The organism is Streptomyces sp. NPDC088746 (genome assembly GCF_044751065.1).
Classification (GTDB): Bacteria; Actinomycetota; Actinomycetes; order Streptomycetales; family Streptomycetaceae; genus Streptomyces.
The window spans coordinates 339,061-361,060 of the sequence record NZ_JBIVLA010000006.1; the positions used below are offsets into that span (position 1 = coordinate 339,061).

The 22,000-nt window shown below is 69.7% G+C and carries 16 protein-coding genes; 4 read left to right on the top strand and 12 right to left on the bottom strand.

Features of this window, described 5'->3' with window-relative positions; genetic code table 11:
- Positions 1-5: 5 nt before the first annotated feature.
- From ACIP63_RS26520 to xylA, 3 genes are all read right to left on the bottom strand, one after another.
- On the bottom strand, positions 6-977 hold the full coding sequence (locus ACIP63_RS26520) for a carbohydrate ABC transporter permease (protein WP_393764494.1): 972 nt from the start codon (positions 975-977) through the stop codon (positions 6-8).
- An 11-nt stretch (positions 978-988) separates the two neighbouring features.
- Entirely contained in the window at positions 989-2,251 is a 1,263-nt protein-coding gene (locus ACIP63_RS26525; RefSeq protein ID WP_401520221.1) for an ABC transporter substrate-binding protein, read from the bottom strand.
- Positions 2,252-2,396: 145 nt separating this feature from the next.
- The gene (gene xylA / locus ACIP63_RS26530; protein WP_401520224.1) at positions 2,397-3,566 is read right to left on the bottom strand and encodes a xylose isomerase; all 1,170 of its coding nucleotides are present in this window, start codon (positions 3,564-3,566) and stop codon (positions 2,397-2,399) included.
- 324 nt (positions 3,567-3,890) lie between these two features.
- Here xylA and yicI point away from each other — a divergent pair, with 324 nt between their 5' ends.
- On the top strand, positions 3,891-6,128 hold the full coding sequence (gene yicI / locus ACIP63_RS26535; RefSeq protein ID WP_401520227.1) for an alpha-xylosidase: 2,238 nt from the start codon (positions 3,891-3,893) through the stop codon (positions 6,126-6,128).
- A gap of 76 nt (positions 6,129-6,204) precedes the next feature.
- On the opposite strand, the gene ACIP63_RS26540 is transcribed toward yicI, so the two are convergent.
- Both ACIP63_RS26540 and ACIP63_RS26545 read right to left on the bottom strand, forming a co-directional pair.
- Entirely contained in the window at positions 6,205-7,539 is a 1,335-nt protein-coding gene (locus tag ACIP63_RS26540) for a diaminopimelate decarboxylase (RefSeq protein WP_401520229.1), read from the bottom strand.
- Positions 7,540-7,720: 181 nt separating this feature from the next.
- A complete protein-coding gene (locus tag ACIP63_RS26545; RefSeq protein ID WP_401520232.1) occupies positions 7,721-9,361 on the bottom strand; it encodes a PucR family transcriptional regulator in 1,641 nt (546 codons plus the stop codon).
- 160 nt (positions 9,362-9,521) lie between these two features.
- Here ACIP63_RS26545 and ACIP63_RS26550 point away from each other — a divergent pair, with 160 nt between their 5' ends.
- Entirely contained in the window at positions 9,522-10,145 is a 624-nt protein-coding gene (locus ACIP63_RS26550; protein ID WP_401520234.1) for a histidine phosphatase family protein, read from the top strand.
- 6 nt (positions 10,146-10,151) lie between these two features.
- Here ACIP63_RS26550 and ACIP63_RS26555 read toward each other — a convergent pair whose 3' ends face one another.
- From ACIP63_RS26555 to ACIP63_RS26585, 7 genes are all read right to left on the bottom strand, one after another.
- Complete coding sequence (locus tag ACIP63_RS26555; RefSeq protein WP_401520236.1) at positions 10,152-10,358, bottom strand: DUF397 domain-containing protein; 207 nt, start codon at positions 10,356-10,358, stop codon at positions 10,152-10,154.
- Positions 10,342-11,187: a Scr1 family TA system antitoxin-like transcriptional regulator gene (locus ACIP63_RS26560; RefSeq protein ID WP_401520237.1), complete on the bottom strand. Its 846-nt coding sequence runs from the start codon at positions 11,185-11,187 to the stop codon at positions 10,342-10,344. The genes ACIP63_RS26555 and ACIP63_RS26560 overlap by 17 nt, the downstream gene beginning before the upstream one ends.
- 17 nt (positions 11,188-11,204) lie before the next feature.
- Entirely contained in the window at positions 11,205-11,870 is a 666-nt protein-coding gene (gene lepB / locus ACIP63_RS26565) for a signal peptidase I (RefSeq protein WP_401520239.1), read from the bottom strand.
- Positions 11,871-11,980: 110 nt separating this feature from the next.
- A complete protein-coding gene (locus ACIP63_RS26570; protein ID WP_401520242.1) occupies positions 11,981-12,619 on the bottom strand; it encodes a class F sortase in 639 nt (212 codons plus the stop codon).
- 64 nt (positions 12,620-12,683) lie between these two features.
- Positions 12,684-13,409 carry a hypothetical protein gene (locus ACIP63_RS26575; RefSeq protein ID WP_401520244.1) on the bottom strand — a complete coding sequence of 242 codons (726 nt, stop codon included), beginning with the start codon at positions 13,407-13,409 and terminating at the stop codon, positions 12,684-12,686.
- Between the two features lie 184 nt (positions 13,410-13,593).
- On the bottom strand, positions 13,594-15,054 hold the full coding sequence (locus ACIP63_RS26580; protein WP_401520246.1) for a hypothetical protein: 1,461 nt from the start codon (positions 15,052-15,054) through the stop codon (positions 13,594-13,596).
- Positions 15,055-15,134: 80 nt separating this feature from the next.
- Positions 15,135-18,983, bottom strand: coding sequence for a GH92 family glycosyl hydrolase (locus ACIP63_RS26585; RefSeq protein WP_401520249.1), 3,849 nt, complete (start codon positions 18,981-18,983; stop codon positions 15,135-15,137).
- 499 nt (positions 18,984-19,482) lie between these two features.
- Here ACIP63_RS26585 and ngcE point away from each other — a divergent pair, with 499 nt between their 5' ends.
- Both ngcE and ACIP63_RS26595 read left to right on the top strand, forming a co-directional pair.
- Positions 19,483-20,931, top strand: a complete 1,449-nt coding sequence (gene ngcE / locus ACIP63_RS26590; RefSeq protein ID WP_401520251.1) for an N-acetylglucosamine/diacetylchitobiose ABC transporter substrate-binding protein — start codon at positions 19,483-19,485, stop codon at positions 20,929-20,931.
- Positions 20,932-20,981: 50 nt separating this feature from the next.
- Positions 20,982-21,905 carry a carbohydrate ABC transporter permease gene (locus ACIP63_RS26595; RefSeq protein ID WP_401520254.1) on the top strand — a complete coding sequence of 308 codons (924 nt, stop codon included), beginning with the start codon at positions 20,982-20,984 and terminating at the stop codon, positions 21,903-21,905.
- Positions 21,906-22,000 lie beyond the last annotated feature (95 nt).

The window sequence follows — 22,000 nt, forward strand, 5'->3', positions numbered from 1 at the left end:
GCCGGTCACTTCCCCTCGTTGCGGTTGACCCGCAGGTAGAACACCGCGAAGACGGCGGAGATCAGGATCAGGATGTTGCCGACCACGGCACCGGCCCCGAAGTCCATCTGGACGAAGGAGTTCTGGTACGTGAGCGTGCCCAGCGTCTGGGTGGAGTCGGCGGGGCCGCCGTCGGTGAGGGCGAGGACCAGGTCGAGGATCTTGACCGTCGACATGAAGCCGAGCACCAGTACCACGGTGATGACGGGCTTGAGCATGGGCAGGGTGACCGAGCGGAACGTACGCCAGGCGGAGGCGCCGTCGAGCGCGGCGGCCTCGCTCAGCTCCTTCGGGACCTCCTGGAGGCCGCCGTAGAGGATCACCATGTTGAACGGGATGCCGATCCAGATGTTCACCAGGATCACCGAGATCAGCGCCATGCTCGTGCTGGTCAGCCAGGGCGTGTCACCGGGGAGGCCGACGGTGCCCAGGAAGGAGTTGAGAACACCGGTGTCCTGGTCGAAGATGCGCCGCCAGACGATGCCGGAGACGACCATCGGGACCAGCCACGGCAGCAGGATCAGCGAGCGCAGGATCCCGTTGAGCGGGAAGCGGCGGGTGAAGAAGACGGCGAGGGCCAGACCGATGCAGAACTGGCCGACGAGCGATCCGACGGTGAAGAGGATCGTCTGCCAGAGGGCCTTGCCGAACAGCCCGTCGTTGAAGACGTTGCTCCAGTTGTCCGTGCCGTTGAACGGCGCCTCGCCGGTGAAGAAGGTGGACGGCGAGTAGTCCTGGAAGCTCATCACGATGTTCCGGACGAGCGGGTAGCCGAAGAACAGCGCCATGAAGATCACGGCGGGGGCGATGAACCCCCACTGGGCCAGCGACTTGCGCCGCCTGGCGCTCCGCGGGTTCACGGGCTTCTTGACCGCGCCGGCCGCGGGGGCCTTCGGGTCGGCGGGCAGCGCGGCGGCTGAGGCTGTGGTGGAAGACATGGTTCGTTACCTCAGTTCCCGCTCGTGACCTGCTGCTGGGCACGCTTCAGAGCGGCCTCGCTGGACTCGCCGGTGAGCGCGGACTGGAAGGCGCTCTGCAGGGCGAGCGACACCGACGACCACTGCGCGCCGACCTTCGCGGTACGGGAACGGGCCGTGGCGACCTGGTCGGCCAGCGCCGCCAGCTCGGGGGTCTTCTTCCGCCAGATGTCGGCCGCCTTGGTGTTGGCCGGGACCATCCAGCTGTTGATGGCGTAGGAGATCTCCTCCTGCTCGCCCGACATGCATCCGATGATCTTGGCAGCCGTCTTCTCGCGCTCGGTGTCGCCGGTGTTGGGCACGGTGAGCACACCGCCGCCCAGCGGGCCGACCGAGTCGTCGCCCGCCTCGGGCACCGGGATCTCGGCGATGCCCCAGTTGAGCCCCTTCTTGGCGTTCAGGGTCTCGACCTGCCACGGGCCGTTGATCATCATGGCGGCGTTGCCGGCCATGAACTGGTCGTTCACATCGGCCTGGGTCCAGTTGACCGTGGACTTGGAGAGCGAGCCGTCCTTCAGGAGCGCCTTCCAGTAGTCCAGCGCACCGGCGACCTCGGGGGTGTCGAGCTTCGACTCGTCACCGCCGTTGGACCACATGAACGGGGTGAACTGGAAGACGCCGTCCTCCGCGCCGCCCGCGCTCAGTGCCAGGCCGTACCGCTTGCCCTGGGTCAGCTTCTTGGCCGTGGACTGCATCTCGGCCCAGGTGGTGGGCACCTTCAGGCCGGCCTTGTCGAGGGTGTCCTTGTTGTAGAACAGCGCCAGGGTGTTCACCGTGCGCGCGGCCCCGTAGTACTCCCCGTCGAACGAGCCGAAGTCGACGATCCCCTCGGGGATGTCCGTCGTGGTCAGCCCGAGGTCCTTCAGCGGGATCAGCCCGCCGGCCTCGGCGAAGGTCGGCATCTCGGAGGCGTCCAGCTGGAGGACGTCCGGCAGGGACTTCGAGGACGCCATGCGCAGCGCCTTCGTCATCAGCTGCGCGGCCGGCACGCTCTGCTGCTCGATGGTGATCCCGAGCTGCTTGCTGCAGCGCTCGAGGGTGTCACCGTCCCAGCGGTGGTACGACTCGTCGGTCGAGGAGTTCATGACGGTGAAGACGTCGTCGTCCCGCTGCTGGCCGCACCCCGACAGGACGGTGCCGGCGACGATCGCGGAGACGACGGTGAGAGGGACGACGATCCGCCTGCTGCGACGGGTGCGGCGTCCGGTCCGCCCGTCGGGGGAAGGTTCTGTCACGGTGGTGCCCTTGCGGTGAGAGGGTGGCCGGGCCCATGGGAACGCTCCCACGGGATGTTCGTCAAGCCCCTGCGCGGATCCGGCGGTGTCACGGGCGGGGAGGGGCGGGCGCCCGGCTGGTGGGCCGGGTGCCCTGGGGGTGGTGTCAGCGGACGCCGATGAGGTGTTCCATGGCGAGCTGGTCGAGGGCTTCGAAGGCCATGGAGCGTTCGGCGGCGGTGTTCGCGTCGAAGTCTTCGTAGGCGGACCTGTCGGCGAGGAGGGCCTTGAGGCCGTCGTCGGCGGTGGGGCGGGCGAGTTCGTCGAGGCGGGAGGCGGTCAGGGCCTCCTGGACGGCGGGGTCGGCGCGGAAGGCCGCTGCGCGTTCCTTGAGGATGAGGTAGTTGCGCATGCAGTTCTTCGCGGATTCCCAGACGCCGTCGATGCCGTCGGTGCGTACGGGCTTGAAGTCGAAGTGGAGGGAGCCGTCGTAGCCGGCGGTCTCCAGGAGGTCGACGAGCCAGAAGGCCTGGCGCAGGTCGCCGGCGCCGAAGCGGAAGTCCTGGTCGTACTTGATGCCGGACTGGCCGTTGAGGTCGAGGTGGAAGAGCTTGCCGGACCACAGGGCCTGGGCGATGCCGTGGGGGAAGTTCAGGCCGGCCATCTGCTCGTGGCCGGTCTCGGGGTTCACGCCGACCATCTCGGGGCGTTCCAGGCGCTCGATGAAGGCCAGGGCGTGGCCGATCGTGGGCAGGAGGATGTCACCGCGGGGCTCGTTGGGCTTGGGCTCGATCGCGAAGCGCAGGTCGTAGCCCTGCTCGGTGACGTAGTCGCCCAGCAGGTCGAAGGCCTCCTTCATGCGGTCCAGGGCCACGCGTACGTCCTTGGCACCGCCGGACTCGGCGCCCTCACGCCCGCCCCAGGCCACGTAGGTGGTGGCGCCGAGCTCGACGGCCAGGTCGATGTTGCGGATGACCTTGCGCAGCGCGAAACGCCGCACGGCACGGTCGTTGGAGGTGAAACCGCCGTCCTTGAACACCGGGTGGGTGAACAGGTTCGTGGTGGCCATCGGGACCTTCATCCCGGTGCGCTCCAGCGCGTCCTTGAACCGGCCGATCAGCCGCTCCCGCTCGGCCTCGGAGGACCCGAACGGGATCAGGTCGTCGTCGTGGAACGTCACCCCGTGCGCACCGAGCTCGGCGAGCCGCTCCACCGACTCGACCGGGTCCAGCGCGGGACGCGTCGCGTCACCGAACGGGTCGTTGCCACGCCAGCCCACGGTCCAGAGACCGAAGGTGAACCTGTCCGCGGGAGTGGGGGTGAAGCGGTCCGACATTGCACAGCCTCTTGCTCGACGTCAGGCCCGACGACAGCTCCGCCGACCGGCCAATTTGTTTGCTTGCAGTACTAATACGCCATCCAGCCAACCGTTTCTAGACCATTTCCGTGACGTGTCGGTTACGTGGCGCCAACATGGCAGTTCCGGGGCGTCGTGCCATGGTTCGGTTTCTCGGGCAATACGGGAATTCCCCCTGCCCACCGCCCTTCTCGGCCAAATTTGTTTTGTGTACGATCAAAATCGAGAGGACCCGCAGCCGCGCTCGCCGCAGGCGCCCTGACGTCCCGCCCAGCACCCCCGGATCGGCTAAGGACCACCCCCATGAAGTTCACCGACGGTTTCTGGCAGATGCGCAGTGGTGTGCACGCCTCGTACGCCACGGAAGTCCGCGATGTCCGCCTCGATGACGACCGTCTCGCCGCCTACGCCGCCGTCAAGCGCGTCGAGCGCCGCGGCGACACCCTGAACGCTCCGCTGATCACCGTGGAGGCCCACGCCCCGGCCGAAGGCGTCATCGCGGTGCGCCTCACCCACCACGCCGGCAAGCGCCGCAAGGGCCCCGACTTCGGACTGCCGGGCGCCGCCCCGCAGTCCGCAGCCACCACCCGTACCCAGGGCGCGAGCGCCGAGCTGACCAGCGGCCCGCTCACCCTGCGGCTGCCCACCGAAGGCACCTTCGGACTGGAGTTCCTCGACGCGGACGGCCGGGTCCTGACCTCCGCCGGCCGCAAGGGCAGCGCGTTCGCCACCGTCGACGACGGCAGCCACCACATGTTCGCCCAGCTCGCCCTCGGGGTCGGCGAGACCGTCCACGGCCTCGGCGAGCGGTTCACGCCGTACGTGAAGAACGGCCAGACCGTCGACATGTGGCAGGCCGACGGCGGCACCAGCAGCGAGCAGGCGTACAAGAACATCCCGTTCTACCTCTCCTCACGCGGCTACGGCGTCTTCGTCAACCACCCCGGCAAGGTCTCCTTCGAGGTCGGCTCCGAGGCCGTCGGCCAGGTGCAGTTCAGCGTCGAGGACCAGACGCTGGAGTACTTCGTCATCGCGGGGCCCACCCCGAAGGACGTCCTCTCCCGCTACACCGCCCTCACCGGCCTCCCCGCCCTGCCCCCCGCGTGGTCGTTCGGCCTCTGGCTGACCACCTCGTTCACCACGTCGTACGACGAGGCCACCGTCACCTCCTTCGTCGACGGCATGGCCGAGCGCGGCATCCCGCTGAGCGTCTTCCACTTCGACTGCTTCTGGATGCGCGAGTACCAGTGGTGCGACTTCGAGTGGGACCCGGCCGTCTTCCCCGACCCGGAGGGCATGATCGCCCGGCTCAAGGACAAGGGCCTGAAGATCTGCGTCTGGATCAACCCGTACATCGGGCAGAAGAGCGCCCTGTACGAGGAAGGCGCGCGCGAGGGCTACTTCGTCCTCACCCCCGACGGCGACGTCTGGCAGTGGGACAAGTGGCAGGCCGGCATGGCGCTGGTCGACTTCACCAACCCCGAGGCCACCGCCTGGTTCCAGAGCAAGCTCAAGGGCCTCCTCGACCAGGGTGTCGACGGCTTCAAGACCGACTTCGGCGAGCGCATCCCCACGGACGTCGTCTGGCACGACGGCTCCGACCAGGAGCGCATGCACAACTACTACACGCACCTCTACAACAAGGCCGTCTTCGAGCTCCTGGAGAAGGAGCGCGGCCAGGGCGAGGCCGTCCTCTTCGCCCGCTCGGCCGCCGCAGGCGGCCAGCAGTACCCGGTGCACTGGGGCGGCGACTGCTGGTCCTCCTTCGAGGCGATGGCGGAGTCCCTGCGCGGCGGTCTCTCCCTGTCGCTGTCCGGCTTCGGCTTCTGGAGCCACGACATCGGCGGCTTCGAGGGCACCCCCGACCCGGCGGTCTTCAAGCGCTGGCTCGCCTTCGGCCTCCTTTCCTCGCACAGCCGGCTGCACGGCTCGTCGTCGTACCGCGTGCCGTGGGAGTTCGGTGACGAGGCGGTGGACGTGGCCCGGCAGTTCACCCGCCTCAAGCACCGCCTCATGCCGTACCTCTACGGCGCGGCCGTCGAGGCCCACCGCACCGGCGTCCCGGTGATGCGCCCGCTGCTGCTGGAGTTCCCGGACGACCCGACGGCCCGCACCGCGGACCGCGAGTACCTGCTGGGCCCGGACGTCCTCGTCGCCCCCGTCTTCACCGACGACGGCGAGGTCGAGTACTACGTGCCCGAGGGCACCTGGACCCACCTGCTGACGGGTGGCACGGTCACCGGCCCGGCCTGGCGCCGCGAGACCCACGGCTTCGACAGTCTGCCCCTGCTGGTCCGCCAGGGCGCGGTCCTGGCGCTCGGCGCGGACGAGACCCGCCCGGACGGCGAGTGGCTCGACGGCCTCGAACTCCGCGTCTTCGCCCCCGCCGGAACGGGCGACTTCACCCGCACGGTGACCGTCCCCGACCGCACGGGCGCGGTGGCCGCGACGTACGAAGTGGTCCGCGAGGGCGGCGAGGTCCGCGTCACGACGGACACGGACCGGCCGTACACGGTCACGGTGGTGGGCGAGAAGGCCTGACACCCGGGCGACCGCCCGCCCCCTGGCAGCAGGGTGCGGGCGGTCCGCCGTGAGGCGGGTGGGTTCCGCGGCCCGCTCACAGCGCCACGAGGGCGTCCGCGTGGGAGAGGCCGCTCTCCTCGACGACTTCGCGCACGCTCTGGGCGTCGCGGACCGCGGCGAGGCGGACCTGCCCGGCGGAATCCGTGCGATAGCCGTACACAGCGGGCCTGGGCAGCGAGTTGTACGAGAAGTGGGAGGAGAAGTAGTACGCCCCGGTGTCGTACAGAGCCACCACGTCCCCGGGCTCGATGGCCGGGAGTTCGCGGGCCGTCGCGGTCAGGTCCCCGGCGAAGCAGCACGGTCCCGCGATGTCCACGACCTCCGGCGGCCCCTCCTTGGGGCGGCCCGCGGCGTCGAACACGCCGACGCGCAGCGGCCACGCCTCCGGCATGAACACCGTGCGGGTGGCCACCTGGGCTCCGGCGTGGGTGACCGCGATCCGCCGGCCGCCGGCCGACTTGGTGTACTCGACGACCGTGCCGATGGTGCCGCTCTTCGCCAGCAGCGAGCGGCCGAACTCGGTGACGAGGACGTAGCGGCCGTCGAAGAGCCCCGGGGCGGCGTCGCGCAGCTCCGCGACGTAGTCGGCGTAGGTGGGCCGGTCGTCCTCGCCGTCGAAATTGACGGGCAGGCCGCCGCCGATGTCCAGGCCGGTGATCCGGGCGTGGCCCAGCTGATTGTTGATCCGCTCCGCGAGCTCGTACGCGGCGCCGACCCCCCGGGCGATGAGCGGGAGGGGGCAGCCCTGGGAACCGACGTGCGCGTGCAGGCGGTTGAGCCAGGGGCGCCGGGTGAAGGCGTCGATCACCGCGTCCACGGCCCCCGGGTCGCGCAGCGCGACGCCGAACTTGGACGTCGCGGTCGCGGTGCTCATCGCCCCGATGGCGCCCGCGCCGACCTGGGGGTTCACCCGCAGTCCCACAGGCCCGGCGGGCTCGCGCCCGGCCAGCAGGCGGTCGACGCGCTCCAGCTCCTGGAAGTTGTCCAGGTTGATCGCGACACCGCGCTCCAGTGCGAACTCCAGCTCCGCGACCGTCTTCGCGGGGCTGTCGAAGACCAGCCGGCCGGGGCTGAAGCCGGCCGCCAGCGCCTGTTCCAGCTCGCCGGGCGACGCCACCTCGCACCCCATCCCGGCCTCGGCGAGCAGCCGCAGCACCGGCACCAGCCCGCACGCCTTGGCCGCGAACGTGTGGTGGACCGTGGCCGGCCCCTCGAACGCCTCGTTCAGCGCGTCCACCGCGGCCAGCACCCCGTCCACGTCGAGCAGACCGACCAGGGGGGAACCGGGGCCGAGCAGGCCCTTCTCGACGGCACCGGCGAGCGCCGCCTCACGGGCGCGCTCGCGCTGGGAGACCGAACAGGATGTCACCTGAAGCACACTCCTACGTGGTGGGTCGCCCGTGCGCCGCTCGTCCGGCCGCGGACCGTGGTGACCAGCTTCGGTGCGCGGACCCCGGTACGTCTTCGTCCGCCACCACCAGGCCTGACCGGTACACCTGTCCGGCGCCACAACCGAACGATCATGGGGTCGGCCGTCCTCCCGTCACGGCTCACCCGGTACGCCGGCCCAGACGCAGTCCGACGTCCGCCAGGAGCCGCACGGCCGGATCGGCCAGGTCCACGCCGAACAGCTCCCGGGCCCGGCGCAGCCGGTACCGCAGAGTGTTGGGGTGCACGCCGAGGCGCCGCGCGGCAGCGGCCGTGTCACCGAAGGCGTCGAGGTGCGCGGCGACCGATTCGCCGTACCGCGAGCCGTGCGCCCGGTCGTGCTCCATCATCGCGTGCACGGGTCCCGGCACCGCCCCCCACAGCGGCTCCACCCGGTCGAGCAGGCGCAGTACCGCAGCCTCGGCCGCCACCTCCTCGTACGACGCCACCGCCGACACGGCCACGGCAGCCGGCAGACGCGTGGCCCGTTCTCTCAGCACGCGCACCACCAGCTCCGCGGCGTCGCGGGAGGCGGGCAGCTGCGCCAGGTCCGCCACGACGGGTCCGGCACCCGCGAACACCACGCCTCGCTCCACCGAACGGACCGTCGCCAGCAGCGTGCGCGCGGGGTCCGTCTCCCCGCCCATGGCCGGCACCACGGCGTACAGCCGCCGCCCCGACCGCGCGGTCACACACCCCGGACGGTAGGCGGCGGCCCGCAACGCGAGTACGTCGAGCACCCGTTGCCCGGCGTCCCCCGGTGCGGTCTCCCGGCCGTCGTACGCCTCCGCCACCATCACGGCGTGCGGCCGGTCCCGCGCGATCCCGACGTCGTGCGCCGCCTGCGTGCTGCCCGCCAGGAGCCCGTGCACCGCGCCCTCGCGCGCCCGGGCGGCGGCCCGGCCCCACGTCAGGTGGTGCGACAGATGCGGGACCGCGGCGCGCCCCGCCGTCCGGAGCGCCGCCACCGCGTCCTCCGCCAGCGGCCGCCCGTCGGCGGCGGCCCATATCGAGCCGAGCACTTCGGACCCGTGCCGCACCGCGACCGCGAGCCGCTCGGCGTACCGCCCGTCGGCGGGCAGCCGTACCACGTCGTCGGTGTTCCACAGGGCCTGGAAGAAGCCGCTCTCCCGCAGCTCGACGACCCGCCAGCGGGGCACCTCCTGGCCGAGGATCGTGAGCCTGCGCATCGGATCGGGCTCGTGGTCCATGCGCGAGTACGCCAGCACCCGCGACTGCGGGTCCTCGATCGTGATCGCGCCGCCGACGAGGTCCGCCACGGTGTTGGCCAGCCCCGGCAGGTCACCCAGCCGCAGCCCGCCCACCCCGGCCGCACCCGCGGACCGGTCCGTCCCGCTGTGCACCAGCGCCGTCCGCAACCGGCCGAGCACCTCGGTCCAGCCCTGCCCGGGCCGTCGCGTCAGCAACGCCGTACGCCCCCGCCCCGCAGCCTCCAGCAGAGCCGCCCGCGGCCCGCGGGTGCCGCGCCGCATCACCACGGCCGCAGCCCCGGCACGGTCCGCGGCACACAGCACGTCGACCGCGTCGGGCGAGGCGACCTCGACGCCGACCGCGAGCAGGACCAGCCCGGTGGCCGCCCACACCTCCTCGTCCCGCTCCTCACCCGGATCGTGCAGGACCACGTCGGACACCGGCACGCCGGTGCCGCACGGTGCCACGACGACGTCGAGCGTCCCGGCGGCGATCAGCGCGAGGAGCTGGGCCAGCGTGGGGCCGGGGTGGTCCGTCTCGGAGATGCGCATCGCCTCATCCTCGCCGCTCGGCGTCCCGGACGGCCATGCCCGTGGTCAGGACACCGGGGCGAGCCGCCCCTCGCCGGGCCCGATGGAATGCGATCGTTGGCCCGCAGGTTGGCACCAGCGGTACATACCCTCGAGTACGGCACAGAGAGCGGAAGCATCCATGGGCGAGTTGATCCTGATCAGGCACGGCGAGACCGAGTGGTCCCGGTCCGGGCAGCACACGAGCTGGACCGACCTGCCCCTCACCGAACTCGGCGAACGCCAGGCCCGCGCCCTCGTCCCGCTCCTCGCCGAACGCGAGATCGGGCTCACCCTGGTCAGCCCCTACCTCCGCGCCCGCCGCACCGCCGAACTGGCGGGTCTGCCCGCACCCCGCGAGACACCGGACCTGCGGGAGTGGGACTACGGGGCGTACGAGGGCATCACCACGGTCGAGATCCGCCGCACCCGCCCCGACTGGAACCTCTGGACCGACGGTGTCGCGCCCGGCCCCGAGGAGCACCCGGGGGAGAGCCCGAAGGAGGTCGGCGACCGGGCGGACCGGATCCTGGCCGAGGTCCGCGCGGCGGCGTCCCGTCTCGGCGAGGCGGACATCGCGCTCGTCGCCCACTCGCACTTCCTGCGCGTGCTCACCGCGCGCTACCTGCGGCTGACCCCCGCGAGCGGGGAACTCTTCCAGCTCGCCACGGGCGCGGTCTCCCGCCTCGGCACGGAACACGGCAAGCCGGTCGTGAAGGCGCTGAACATGGCGCTGCCGGAGAGGCTGTTCAACGCCATCGGATGACAGGCCTCAGAGCGAGCCGACCCTGAGGGCCTCCACGAACTGCGCCCAGCGGGCGGCCCCGAACGCCAGCACGGGGCCGTCGGGGGCCTTGCTGTCGCGGACGGGGACGAGGCCGGGGAAGCCGTCGGCGATCTCGACGCAACTGCCACCGTCGCCGTTGCTGTAGGTCGACCTGCGCCAGACCGTCGTACGGGGATCAGGGGCGGTTCCCATGAGCTGCGTGCTCCTTCGCTGCCGATACGAGCATGGCCTGCGAGGCCTCCGGTGACAGGGCCATGGCCCGCGCCAAATCGTATGCGGCCTGGGTGTCAGCTACCAGCCCAGGGTCCTCAGTGAGTTGACCGGAGTACGCGCCTTCCGTGTACGCCGCCGGCGGGGCGTCAGCGAACGACATCAGCGAGACCATCGTGTTCAGGAAGGGGTGCACTCCCGCGGCGAACGGAAGGACCTGGACGACCACGTGGGGGTGTGTCCTGGGCACCTCGACCAGGCGCGTGAGCTGAGCTGACATGATGCCTGAGCCGCCGACAGGCACGCGCAGGGCGGCCTCGTGCAGGATCGCCCAGAACATCGGGGGCGTGTCGCGCAGCAGCATGCCCGCACGTTCCATGCGTGCACCGACCTGGCCCTCCACCGTCTCCTCGGAAGCCAGCCGTCGGCTTGCCCGGGTCACGGCCTTCGCGTAGTCCCGTGTCTGGAGCACGCCCGGCACGAGCATCGGCGCGTACTCGCAGATGCTCGTGGCCCGTGCCTCCAGCTCCGCAGCGTCCGCGAAGTAGTCCGCGACCTTCGCCTGCTGGGCCAGCAGGCTCAGCCGCTCCAAGTGCTCACCGCTGCCCAGTAGTTCGTCGAACCTCCGGGACATATCCACCTGCGGTCGCCGCTCGGCCGCCTCGAAGAGCCCGATGTAGGTGCCCGAGCAGAACGCCCGCTCACCCAGCTCGTTCTGCGACAGTCCCGCCGCCTCGCGCAGGCGGCGCAGCTCAGCGCCGTAGAAGGCACGGGGATTGGCGTACGGGTCCAGGTCCTTCGGCAGCGGCATGCTGCGGAAGGTATCGGCTACCCCACCCCGGTATGCCAGGTTTCCGTGGACATCACCCGGACGGGTGGCCGGCGCTTCCTCCGCGCGGCAATCCCCGACACGAGTGCGGCGACGAGCAGCAGCAGACCGAGCAGCATCGTCAGCCCCAGCCTCACGGGGCCCGAGCGGTCGTCAAGGGCCCGGGCCACAACGGTCGTCGACGGTACGGTGCCCGACCGGTCGTCCAGGAAGGAGCGGGAATCCCTGGCGTTGGCGCGGAAGTCGCCGAGCACGAAGAGGCGTCCTTCGGGGACCACCACGTCGTAACCGGTCGCCATTCCGGACGGATCGCCGTCCCTGACGTACGGCTCGGTGAGCGTGGTGCCGTTCAAGGTCACGGCCCCGCCGGGCTGTTGTGTGACACGGTCCCCACCGACGCCGATCACCCGTCCGAGCGTGGCCAGACCCTGATAGCGCTCCGGCACGCGGTACAGGACCACGTCCCCACGCCGTACCTCATCCGCGTCGATCCGCTGGAGGAGTACGCGTTTGCCGATGGAGTACGTCGGCTCCATGGAACTGCCGGACACCTCCGCCGACGTGTAGCCCGTCGCGAACAGCGCCACGGGCCCCACCAGCAGCAATGCCCCGATGACGCCCGAGGCCCAGGCAGCCCGTCGCAGCCCTCGTCCCACCCGGCTCATAGTTCCCCCCTTCGCACGTGTGTACGTGCGTGCGGGGAGATTAGCGCAACGGCGGACGGCCGGTACCTCGCCCCCGAGGTACCGGCCGGTTCCGTGCGGCGTGCCCGGTTTCAGGCCGCCTTCTTCTTCAGAGAAGTGAGGTGGGCGAAGACGACGACGTTGGCGGAGTAGCCGTTCTTCTTGTCGAAGCGCCCGCCGCACGTCAGGAGCCTGAGCTCCGGACGGCCGGTGGCGCCGTACACCTTGTCGTCGGGGAACTCGTCCTTGGTGTAGGTCTTCACCTCGTCGACGGTGAACACCGCGGTCCGCTTGTCCGCCCGGGTGACCTTCACCGTGTCCCCGCGGCGAAGGGCGTTGAGGTTGAGGAAGATCGCCGGCCCGGTCGCGGTGTCCCTGTGACCGACGAGCAGCGAGGTTCCCGCCTCTCCGGGGGACGGGCCCTTGCGGTACCACCCGACCAGTTTTGGCTTGCTCAGCGGCGGGGCGCCGAGCCTGCCCTTCTTGTCGAGGGCGAGACCGGTGACCGGGGCCTCGATGAAGATCGCGGGGACGGCGACCTTCACCGGCCGGGAGTGCACCAGCGGGGCGTGCGATGCGGGCACCGTCTTCTGCGGCTTGTGCGGTGCCCTCCTGAACGGCGGTGCCCCGCCGCCCGCGGCGTCGCTGCCGCGGGCGGCGGTGACCGACGAGGCGTCCTCGGGCGAGCCGGAACTCGCCCACACGACGCCGGTCACCAGCGAGAAGGTCACGCACAGGGTGATCGTGAGCCGGCATGCACGGCTCGGTCCCCGTCGTCGCCGTCGGCCGCGCGGGTTATGCCTCGTTGCGGGCACGACGGCGCGCGGATCGACGGACCATGATCAGCCCCGCGATACCGGCGGCACCGGCGACCAGCGCGGCCGAGGTGCCGACGTTCGACTCGCCCTCGGAGCTGACGCTCTCCATCTCCGGGACGCCGCCGCCACCTGCCGGCACCGCGCCGGACGGCTTCTCGTAGATCTCGGAGGCGCCCTTCTCGCCGCTCTCCTCCGCGCCCTTGTCCGCCTGGGCGCCCGTCTCGGACGAGCCCCGGCCGCCCTCGTCCTCACGGTTGCCGTTCTGGCCGCTACCCTGGGCGGGACGCGAGCAGTCGACCTCGAAGCTCCTCTGCTTCGGGCCCGCCGGGACGGTCCACACCAGCTGGTACGTGCCCTCCGGGAGCAGGTACTGCTGGCTGCGGGCCTGGCCGTTCACGAGCGGAAGGGTGCCCAGCAGCGTGTCGCCCGGGGGGACGGTGGGCGGCTGCTCGGTGATCGTCCAGGGGACGGAGGGGAAGGACTCGAAGTTGCTCGCCTTGAGCACGAACTTGCAGACCTCGACGCCGTCGCGGTCACCACGTGAGTGCCAGCCGACCGAGGTGACCTCGATGTCGCCGCTGTCCCCGGGCAGGGCGTAGGCGGCGGGGGCTCCGGCGAGGGTGGCACCGGCGACGGCGACCGCAGCGGCCATCGTGACGCCCGTGCGGGCGCCGCGGGAGCGGACGGAAGTGGAAATGCGCATGCTGGGCTCCTTCAAGCCGAGATGATTGTCGTACTGATCACCTGATCGCCTAAGAGATGACATGGATCGTCAAAAGAGTCTGTCGGGACACCGTAAAAACGCCCAAAAGTACCCTGACTAGCCGATAGCAGTCAGTGGATCCCCGGGCGGAAACCGCCCGAGTGCCCGGAAAAGGGAGGCCGGATCAGGCGGACCGACGCCGACGGCGCAGGTGCGCGGCCGTCAGAGCAAGGGCCACGACAACACCCGCGGTGATCGAGCCCCAGACGACGGGGCGCAGGAAGGCCCGGTAGGCCGGGGCGGGCGAGGCGTCGAGCGGGATGACCGCGGTGTCGTTGCCGGGGGTGCGGTCGTAGGGGTTGTACGCCCGGATCGTGCCCCGGGCACCCGAGACCTGGCGGTCGATGCGGACGTGGAACACGAGGGACGTCGTGCCGTCGTCCTCCGCCCAGGCGAACGCCTCACCGCCGAGGTCGCAGACGAACGCCCCGCCGGGCTTCTTCGGCTGCTCGCACCCCCACTTCAGGTCGCTGTCCTCGAAGGAGTACGGGACGGAGGTGACCGTGGTGCCCTCCGGCGGGACCACCTCGAACCGGCCCTTCACCTCGTCGCCCTGCACCTTGCCGGGGCCCAGGTCCCGCACCCCGAGCCGTACCTCCACCGTGTCGCCGACGCGTCCACGGACGGTCCCGGTGACCGGCCGGTAGTCGGCCTGGACCGTGGTCGCGACCCGGACGGTCCCGTTGACGCCGTCGAACCGGCCGTCCGCCGCGCGGACCAAGGTGAGGGGAGCACCCGTACCGCGCACGGTGTGGCCGGCGGGCCTCGTAGGGGCCGACGACCAGGTGTAGGAGAGCGTGCCGGACAGTTCGCGCTCCGCGGCGACGTAGGCGAGCGGGGCGCCGGTGCGGTACGCGGTGCCCGGTGCGGCCTTCGTGGGGAACACGCACCACGCGGAAGTGGGGGAGGCGCCCTCGTAGTAGCAGTTGCTGTGACGGTTCTCCAGGGTGAGGCCGTCGGCCGCGGTGAGGTGCAGGGCGACGCCCCGGTCCGCGGTGAACCGGGTGTGGTTGGCGAACTCCGGTGTCAGCGGGGCGGGTCGGCCCGGCCCGACACCGCTGACCTTCAGCTCCTCGCCGGGCGCGTCCAGTGTGGGGCCGCCGACGACCATGCGCGTGGTGCCGGTGACGGGTGCCGCGTTCCCGGCGCTCGCGGTGTAGGTGACCGTGCCGCTGTCGCCCGGCTTCACGCCGTCCAGCCCGACGATGTCGAAGGGCGCGTTGCTCTCACCGTCGTTCCGGAGCGTGCCGTACTCGCAGGTGTAGACCCAGCCGCCGCCGGTGCAGTTCCCGTAACCGCCCTCGACCACGCGGGCGATGTTCTTGAGCCCCGACGCGTCCACCACGACTCTGATGTCGCGGGCCGGTTCCTTGTTGCCGGGGACGACGGCGACCGGCACCTGGAAGTCCCCGTTCGTGGCCTCGGCGCCCTCGTCCGCGTTGTAGACGACCATGGTGCGCGGGACGTCCTTCAAGCTCAGTGAGACCGCGTCCGACGCGGTCGCGGTGGCCGGTGCGAAGGCCACCGCGAGAAGGGCGGCGAGAGCCGCGCGTCCGGTGATCCGCGCCCATGTCCGTGGAGCCATGCGGAGCATCATGCCACCGGGGGCCGGCCACCCGCTCGTGCGGACGGCCGGCCCCCGGCTCCGTAACTCCCCTCAGGCGGTCAGGAGATCAGCTCGATCTCCGCCAGCGTCGCGGCGGCTGTGCTCACCAGCCGGTACTTCGCGTACGCCTGCGGTGCCTGCACCGAGAACACCCGGGTCTGCTTGTCCCAGGCGAACGTCTGGCCGGACCTCTTGTCGATGTCCTTCCAGGACGTGCCGTCCGCCGATCCCTGCAGCACCCAGCCCGTCGGGGCCTTCGCCGCCGTGGCCGAGGTCAGCGTGTACTGCACGGCCTTCGTGCCTTCGGCGGCCGGCAGGTCCACCGACTCGACCGGGGCCGAGGTGGCAGAGGTGTTGTCGTACAGCGCGCCGTCGCCCTTGAGCGCATCGCCCTTCGGCGTCGGCACCTTGTCGTCCTTGGTGACCGAGACCGGGGCCGCGTTCCTGCCCGTGCCCCATGCCGAGGGCTTGGAGCCCATGTCGAACTCCAGCACGCCGCCCTTGGCGAGCAGGTCGTGCGGCAGCGAAGTGGAGGTCCACTTCTTGCCGTTGACCTTCAGGCCCTGGACGTAGATGTTCGTCGCGCTGTTCTTCGGAGCCTTGACGACCAGGTCGCGGCCGTTCTCCAGGTGCACGGTCGTCTTCGTGAAGAGCGGCGAGCCGATGGCGTACTCACCGCTGCCCATGACCAGCGGGTAGAAGCCGAGCGAGGAGAAGAGGAACCAGGCCGACTGCTCGCCGTTGTCCTCGTCGCCGTGGTAGCCCTGGCCGATCTCGCTGCCGGTGTACAGACGGCCGAGGACCTCGCGGACCTTCTCCTGCGTCTTCCAGGGCTGCGAGGCCGCGTCGTACATGTACGTGGCGTGGTGCGCGACCTGGTTGCTGTGGCCGTACTGGCCCATCCGCACGTCGCGCGCCTCGGTCATCTCGTGGATCACGCCGCCGTACGAGCCGACGAACTCGGGACCGGCCGTCTCCGGGGTCGAGAAGTACGTGTCCAGCTTCTTCGCCAGACCGTCACGGCCGCCGTAGAGGTTGGCCAGGCCCCGGCTGTCCTGCGGGGCGGTGAAGGCGTAGCCCCAGCCGTTGGTCTCCGTGTAGTCGTAGCCCCAGACACGGGGGTCGTACTGGTCGGAGGGGAGGCGCCAGTCGCCGTTCGGCTTCTTGCCCTGGAAGAAGCCGGCCTTGTCGTCGAAGAGCTTGACGTAGTTCTGCGCGCGGTTGAGGAAGTACTCGGACTCCTCCTTGTAGCGCTGCTTCTTCGTCTTCTTGTAGAGGGCCTGGCCCATCTGCGCGATGCCGTAGTCGTTGAGGTAGCCCTCCAGCGACCAGGACAGGCCCTCGTGCGTCTCGGTGTTCGCGTAACCGGTGAAGACCGAGGTCTCCATGCCCTTGCGGCCGACGCCCGAGGACGGCGGGGTGACCGTGGCGTTCTTGACCGCCGCGTCGTACGCCGCCTCGGCGTCGAAGTCCACGCCCTTGACGTACGCGTCGGCGAAGGCCACGTCGGAGCTGGTCCCGGTCATCAGGTCGGAGTAACCGGGGGAGGACCAGCGGGAGATCCAGCCGCCGTCCTTGTACTGCTGGACGAAGCCGTCGACCATCTTGCCGGCCTGCTTCGGCGTGAGGAAGGAGTACGCCGGCCAGGTCGTCCGGTAGGTGTCCCAGAAGCCGTTGTTGACGTACACCTCACCCTTGACGATCTTCGCGCCGGTGTGGGTCGGGGTGTCCGTGCCGGTCTGCGGCGAGAAGGGGCTCGCGTAGGTGCTCTTCCCGTCGACCTGCTCGAAGCCCGAGTTCGGGTAGAGGTAGAGCCGGTAGAGGCTGGAGTAGAGCGTGGTCAGCTGGTCGGCGTTCGCACCCTCGACCTCGACCTTGCCGAGGATCTTGTCCCAGGCCTTCTGCGCGTCCTTCCGGACCTCGGAGAAGGAGTCCTTCGCCGGCAGCTCCATGGCGAGGTTCTTCTTCGCCTGGTCGACGCTGATCAGCGAGGTCGCCAGGCGCAGGCCGACCTTGCGGTCCTTGCCCGCGTCGAAGCGGAAGAAGCCGGTGACGTCGTCACCGCCGCCGCCCTTCAGCTTGCCGCTGTCGGTGACCGGCGCGTCGAAGGAGCCGTATACGAAGAGCCGGGTGGCCCCGGTGGAGCCGCCGCTCTTCACGTCGGAGTAGCCGGTGAAGGAACCGGTCTTCGCGTCGAGGGTGAGGCCGCCGTCGTTGGAGACGTTGTCGAAGACGAGGCTCGCGTCGTCACCGGGGTAGGTGAACTGCATGCGGGCCGCGTGGTCCGTGGGCGTCATCTCGGCCTTGAGGCCGTTCTCGAACGTCACCCCGTAGTAGTGCGGGGTCGCCGTCTCGTTCTCGTGGCGGAACGGCAGCTCGCGGGCCTCGCGGGAGGCGTCGGGGGTGCCGGAGGCCGCCGAGGGCATCATCTGGAAGGTCTGGCGGTCGCCCATCCAGGGGCTCGGCTCATGGCTGGCGCTGAACGCCTGCAGCGTGGGCAGGTTGTCCTCGTTGTTGCCCCGCGCGTAGTCGTACAGCCAGCTCGTGGAGCCCGCGTTGGTCACCGGCGTCCAGAAGTTGAAGCCGTGCGGGACCGCGGTCGCCGGGAAGTTGTTGCCGCGCGAGAAGCCGCCGCTGGAGTTGGTGCCGCGCACGGTCGACGCGTAGTCCGAGAGGTGCGCCTTGCGCTTCTCCGGGGCCTTCGGGGCGATCGAGATGTCGTCGACCCAGCCCTGGAACTTCGACGGGCCCTTGGGGGAGTCGTACGCCACCAGGATCCGGTCGACGGTCTTGCCCGCCGCGACCGTCCCGATCCGCGAGGCGACCTTGTTCCACTGGTTCACGTACAGCCGCTTGGCGTCGGCCTGGCCCTGCGGGGTGAGCAGCCCGCCGTGGCTGTCGGTGGCCTTCAGCTCGCTCAGGTAGGTGCCGTCGGTGAAGGCCAGGTCCACCGCCACGTGCGTCGCGGGGTAGTCGAGGTCCGTCTCGGCCATCTGCGGGTAGACGAGATACGAGAGCTGGGTGTCCTTGGTGATCCTCGTGTCGACGTCGAAGACCTTGTTGTACGAGTAGGCGTGGCCGTCCGGCTTGTGCGTGCCCGCGTAACGCAGAGCCTTCTTCCCCGTGAACCCGGCGCCCTGCTTGGCGGTGGGGGAGCCCGAGGGGCCGCGGTCGGCCTGCGTGCGCATGTCGTCGGGGGCGGGGGTGGAGGTGTCCCCGTCCGAGAACTGCACGTCGGCGAGCTGGAGGGCGTCGGACGCGCCGTTGTTCTTCGTGAACTCCAGCCGGAAGTGCTGGTAGGCGGTGTCCGTCGTGAGGTCGTACGACGTGGTCTGGAGGCGCTCGGAGAACGTCTGGCCGGTCCGGGTGTCCAGGTCCGTCCAGGTCTTGCCGTCCGCGGAGCCCTTCAGGGTCCAGTCCTTGGGGTCCCGCTCGTCGTGGTCGTTGGCCGAGGTGAGGGCGTACGTCACGACCTTGGTGGGCTCGACGAGGTCGAACTCGACCCAGCCCGTGGGCTGGAAGGCCAGCCACTTGGTGCCGGGCTCGACATCGACCAGGTTCTCCTTGACCTCACCGCCGTCGGTGTTCTCACCACTGGCGCGGAGATCCGTGACCTGATCGGTGATATTGCCCGGTATTCCGGCGGAGAACCCGCCGTCGACACCCGATGCCCTCTTCTTTCCGTCAGCACCTTCTTCGACGGTATTACGCCAGTCCGGCTGCTTTTCGTCCGTCTCGAACGAGGAGCTGAACGAGGTGTCGCCGGAAGGCTTCTCGGCGGCGCCGGAGGGCTGGGCGAGCGCCGCGGTGGGGGCCGCCAGGGCGAGGACGAGAGAGGCCGCGAGGACCGCGGCGGAGCGGTTGTGTCTGTGGCGAGAGCCGTGCTGAGGACCACGTAGGGGCTGCATACGGAGCCGTTCCTCCCGGGGACATGCTTTGGACAACGTTGTCATTCGAGGATGCGGGTTCCAGTAGGGAGCCAAGTGACGGGATGTGTCAAGGGTGTTGCGCGGTGTTGACGCCGGTGATTCGACCGTATTGCGGAAAAAGGCGATTCCGTGCGGAGGCGCGCGGTGCCGAGGTGTCCGTGAGGTCTCAACTCGGGAAAGACTGCCGCTCAACCATGCATTCGATCTTGCTCAGTTGGCGGCAAGTGGACTATACCTGTCGGCGTCTGCACAGCCGCTTCACAACGGCACGCGGGCACGGGGGAGGGTGGAACAGCTGTGGGCGCCGCGAGGCGTTCTGCCGTACGTTCCCCCGGAACTCCCCCACTGCATCTGGCAATCCGGCAATCTGCACGACCCAAGCGCAACTGACCGCGGTGGCGGGGCCCTTCGCCTGAGGCGAATTCTCTACGGGTGACCGGTACACCGCCTGAGTCCTGGAGAAGGCGAGGACTTGAGCATGGGATCCACCTCCGGCCGCACGAATGAGGGCCTTGGCCGTCGCGATGTGATCAAGCGTTCTGCCGCACTCGGCCTGATCGCTGTTCCGACGATGAGCTTCCTGTCGGCGTGCGCGAGCAGCGACGGCGGAAGTGACGAGAAGGTCGAGAAGGGCACCAAGAGCGCGAAGAACCCGCTCGGTGTCAACGAGACCGCAGCCCTCGAGGTCGTCATCTTCAACGGTGGCTTCGGCGAGCAGTACGCCATCGACGCCGAGAAGAAGTACAACGAGGCCTTCCCCAAGGCACCCAAGGTCAAGCACTCCGCGACCGAGAAGATCCAGTCGATCCTGCAGCCGCGCTTCAACGGCGGCACCCCGCCGGACCTGATCGACAACTCGGGTGCCGAGCAGATGGACATGGGTGTCCTGGTCGGCAAGAAGCAGCTGGCCGACCTGACGCCGCTGATGGACGCCCCGTCCTACGACGACCCCGCCAAGAAGGTCCGCGACACGCTGCGCCCCGGTGTCCTGGAGATGGGCCAGTTCGACGGCGACCCGGTCTGGATCATGTACTACGCGTACACGGTCTACGGCGTCTGGTACTCCCAGACCAACCTCGAGAAGCTCGACGCGGCGTACCCGGAGACCTGGGACGACATGCTCGCGCTCTGCGCGAAGGCGAAGAAGAAGGGCATCGCCGGCTGGACGTACCCGGGCAAGTACCCGTACTACCTGCCGTTCTCGCTCTACCCCTTCATCGCCAAGATCGGCGGCCGCGAGGTCCTCGACAAGATCGACAACCTGGAGCCCAACGCCTGGAAGGACCCGGCCGTCAAGGCCGCCTTCGAGGCGTACTACGAGCTCTTCCAGAAGGGCTACATCCTCAAGGGCACGCCCGGTCTGACGCACATCCAGTCGCAGACCGAGTGGACCAAGGGCAAGGCGCTCTTCATCCCGAACGGCTCGTGGGTGGAGAACGAGGCCGCGCCCACCACGCCCGAGGACTTCAAGATGATGGTCGGGGCGCCGTCCAGCCTGGACTCCTCCGACAAGATGCCCTTCGGCACCCTCTGGGCGTCCGGCGGTGAGCCGTTCATCGTGCCGGCGAAGTCGAAGAACCCCGAGGGCGGCATGGAGCAGCTGCGCATCATGCTCAGCGAGGACTCCTCGAAGAACTTCACCAAGTCGGTCAAGTCCCTCACCGCCTTCAACGGCGGCACCGACGGGCTGACGCTCTCCACCGCGCTGCAGTCCGGCGTCGACGTCCTGGCCAAGGCCGGCGACAACGTGGTGAACCCGCGCATGCAGGACTGGTACGCGAAGCTCCAGAAGGAGCAGATCGGTATCGCCGGCATCGGCGAGATGATGGCCGGCCGCGCGACCCCGGCGGAGACCATCAAGAAGATCCAGGCCTTCGCGGACGCGGCGGCCAAGGACCAGTCCATCAAGCACTACAAGCACCAGTGAGCAACCGTCACCAGCGGCGGCACCCGCTCGGAAATCGGGGTCGGTAAGCGATGCAGCACGGCAAGTACCGGTTCATCGTGGGGTTCCTGGTAGCCCCACTGGCGTTGTACGCCATCTTCGTCATCTGGCCCTTCGCCCAGTCCATCTACTACTCGTTCACGGACTGGACCGGACTGAGCTCCGACTTCAAGATGGTCGGCTTCGACAACTACAGCCGGATGCTCGGCGACGACATCTTCTGGAAGTCGCTGCAGCACAGTGTGCTGCTGGCGCTGCTGCTGCCGCTGGTGACGCTGGGCCTCGCGCTCTTCTTCGCCTTCATGCTCAATGTCGGCGGCCGGCGGCGTAAGAACGCCGCGGTCGCCGGTGTGCGGGGCTCCGCTTTCTACAAGGTCGCCTATTTCTTCCCGCAGGTCCTGTCGATCGTGATCGTGGCCCTGCTCTTCCAGTTCGCGTTCAACCCGACCTCGGGAATGCTGAACGCGACGCTCAAGGCCGTGGGCCTCAAGAGCCTCCAGCCGGACTGGCTCGGCGATCCCGACCTGGCGCTGTACTGCGTGATGGTCGTGCTGATCTGGTCGACGGTCGGATTCTTCGTCGTCCTCTTCTCCGCCGGAATGGCGTCCATTCCGAAGGACTTCTACGAGGCCGCGCTGCTCGACGGCGCCGACCGCATCACGACGTTCTTCAAGATCACGCTGCCGCTGCTCTGGGACACCGTGCAGTCCGGATGGGTCTACATGGGCATCCTGGCGCTCGGGGTGGAGGCCTTCACCGCCGTACAGGTCATGACGGTCGGCCCCGGCGGTCCCGACTACTCCACCACCGTCCTGCCGCTGTACGTCTACCAGACGGCCTTCCGGGACGCCCAGGCCGGCTACGCCACCACGATCGGTGTCGGCCTGCTCATCGTGACCATGCTCTTCGCGGCCGTCGTGATGAAGCTGGGCCGGCGCGAGCGGCTGGAGTTCTGATGCGGTTCGTTGCGGGGTACGGCGACCGGGTGACCGGCGGCGCGCAGAACAGTTCGGTCCCGGCGGCCGGCTCGACAGTTGTACGAGGTGAGCAC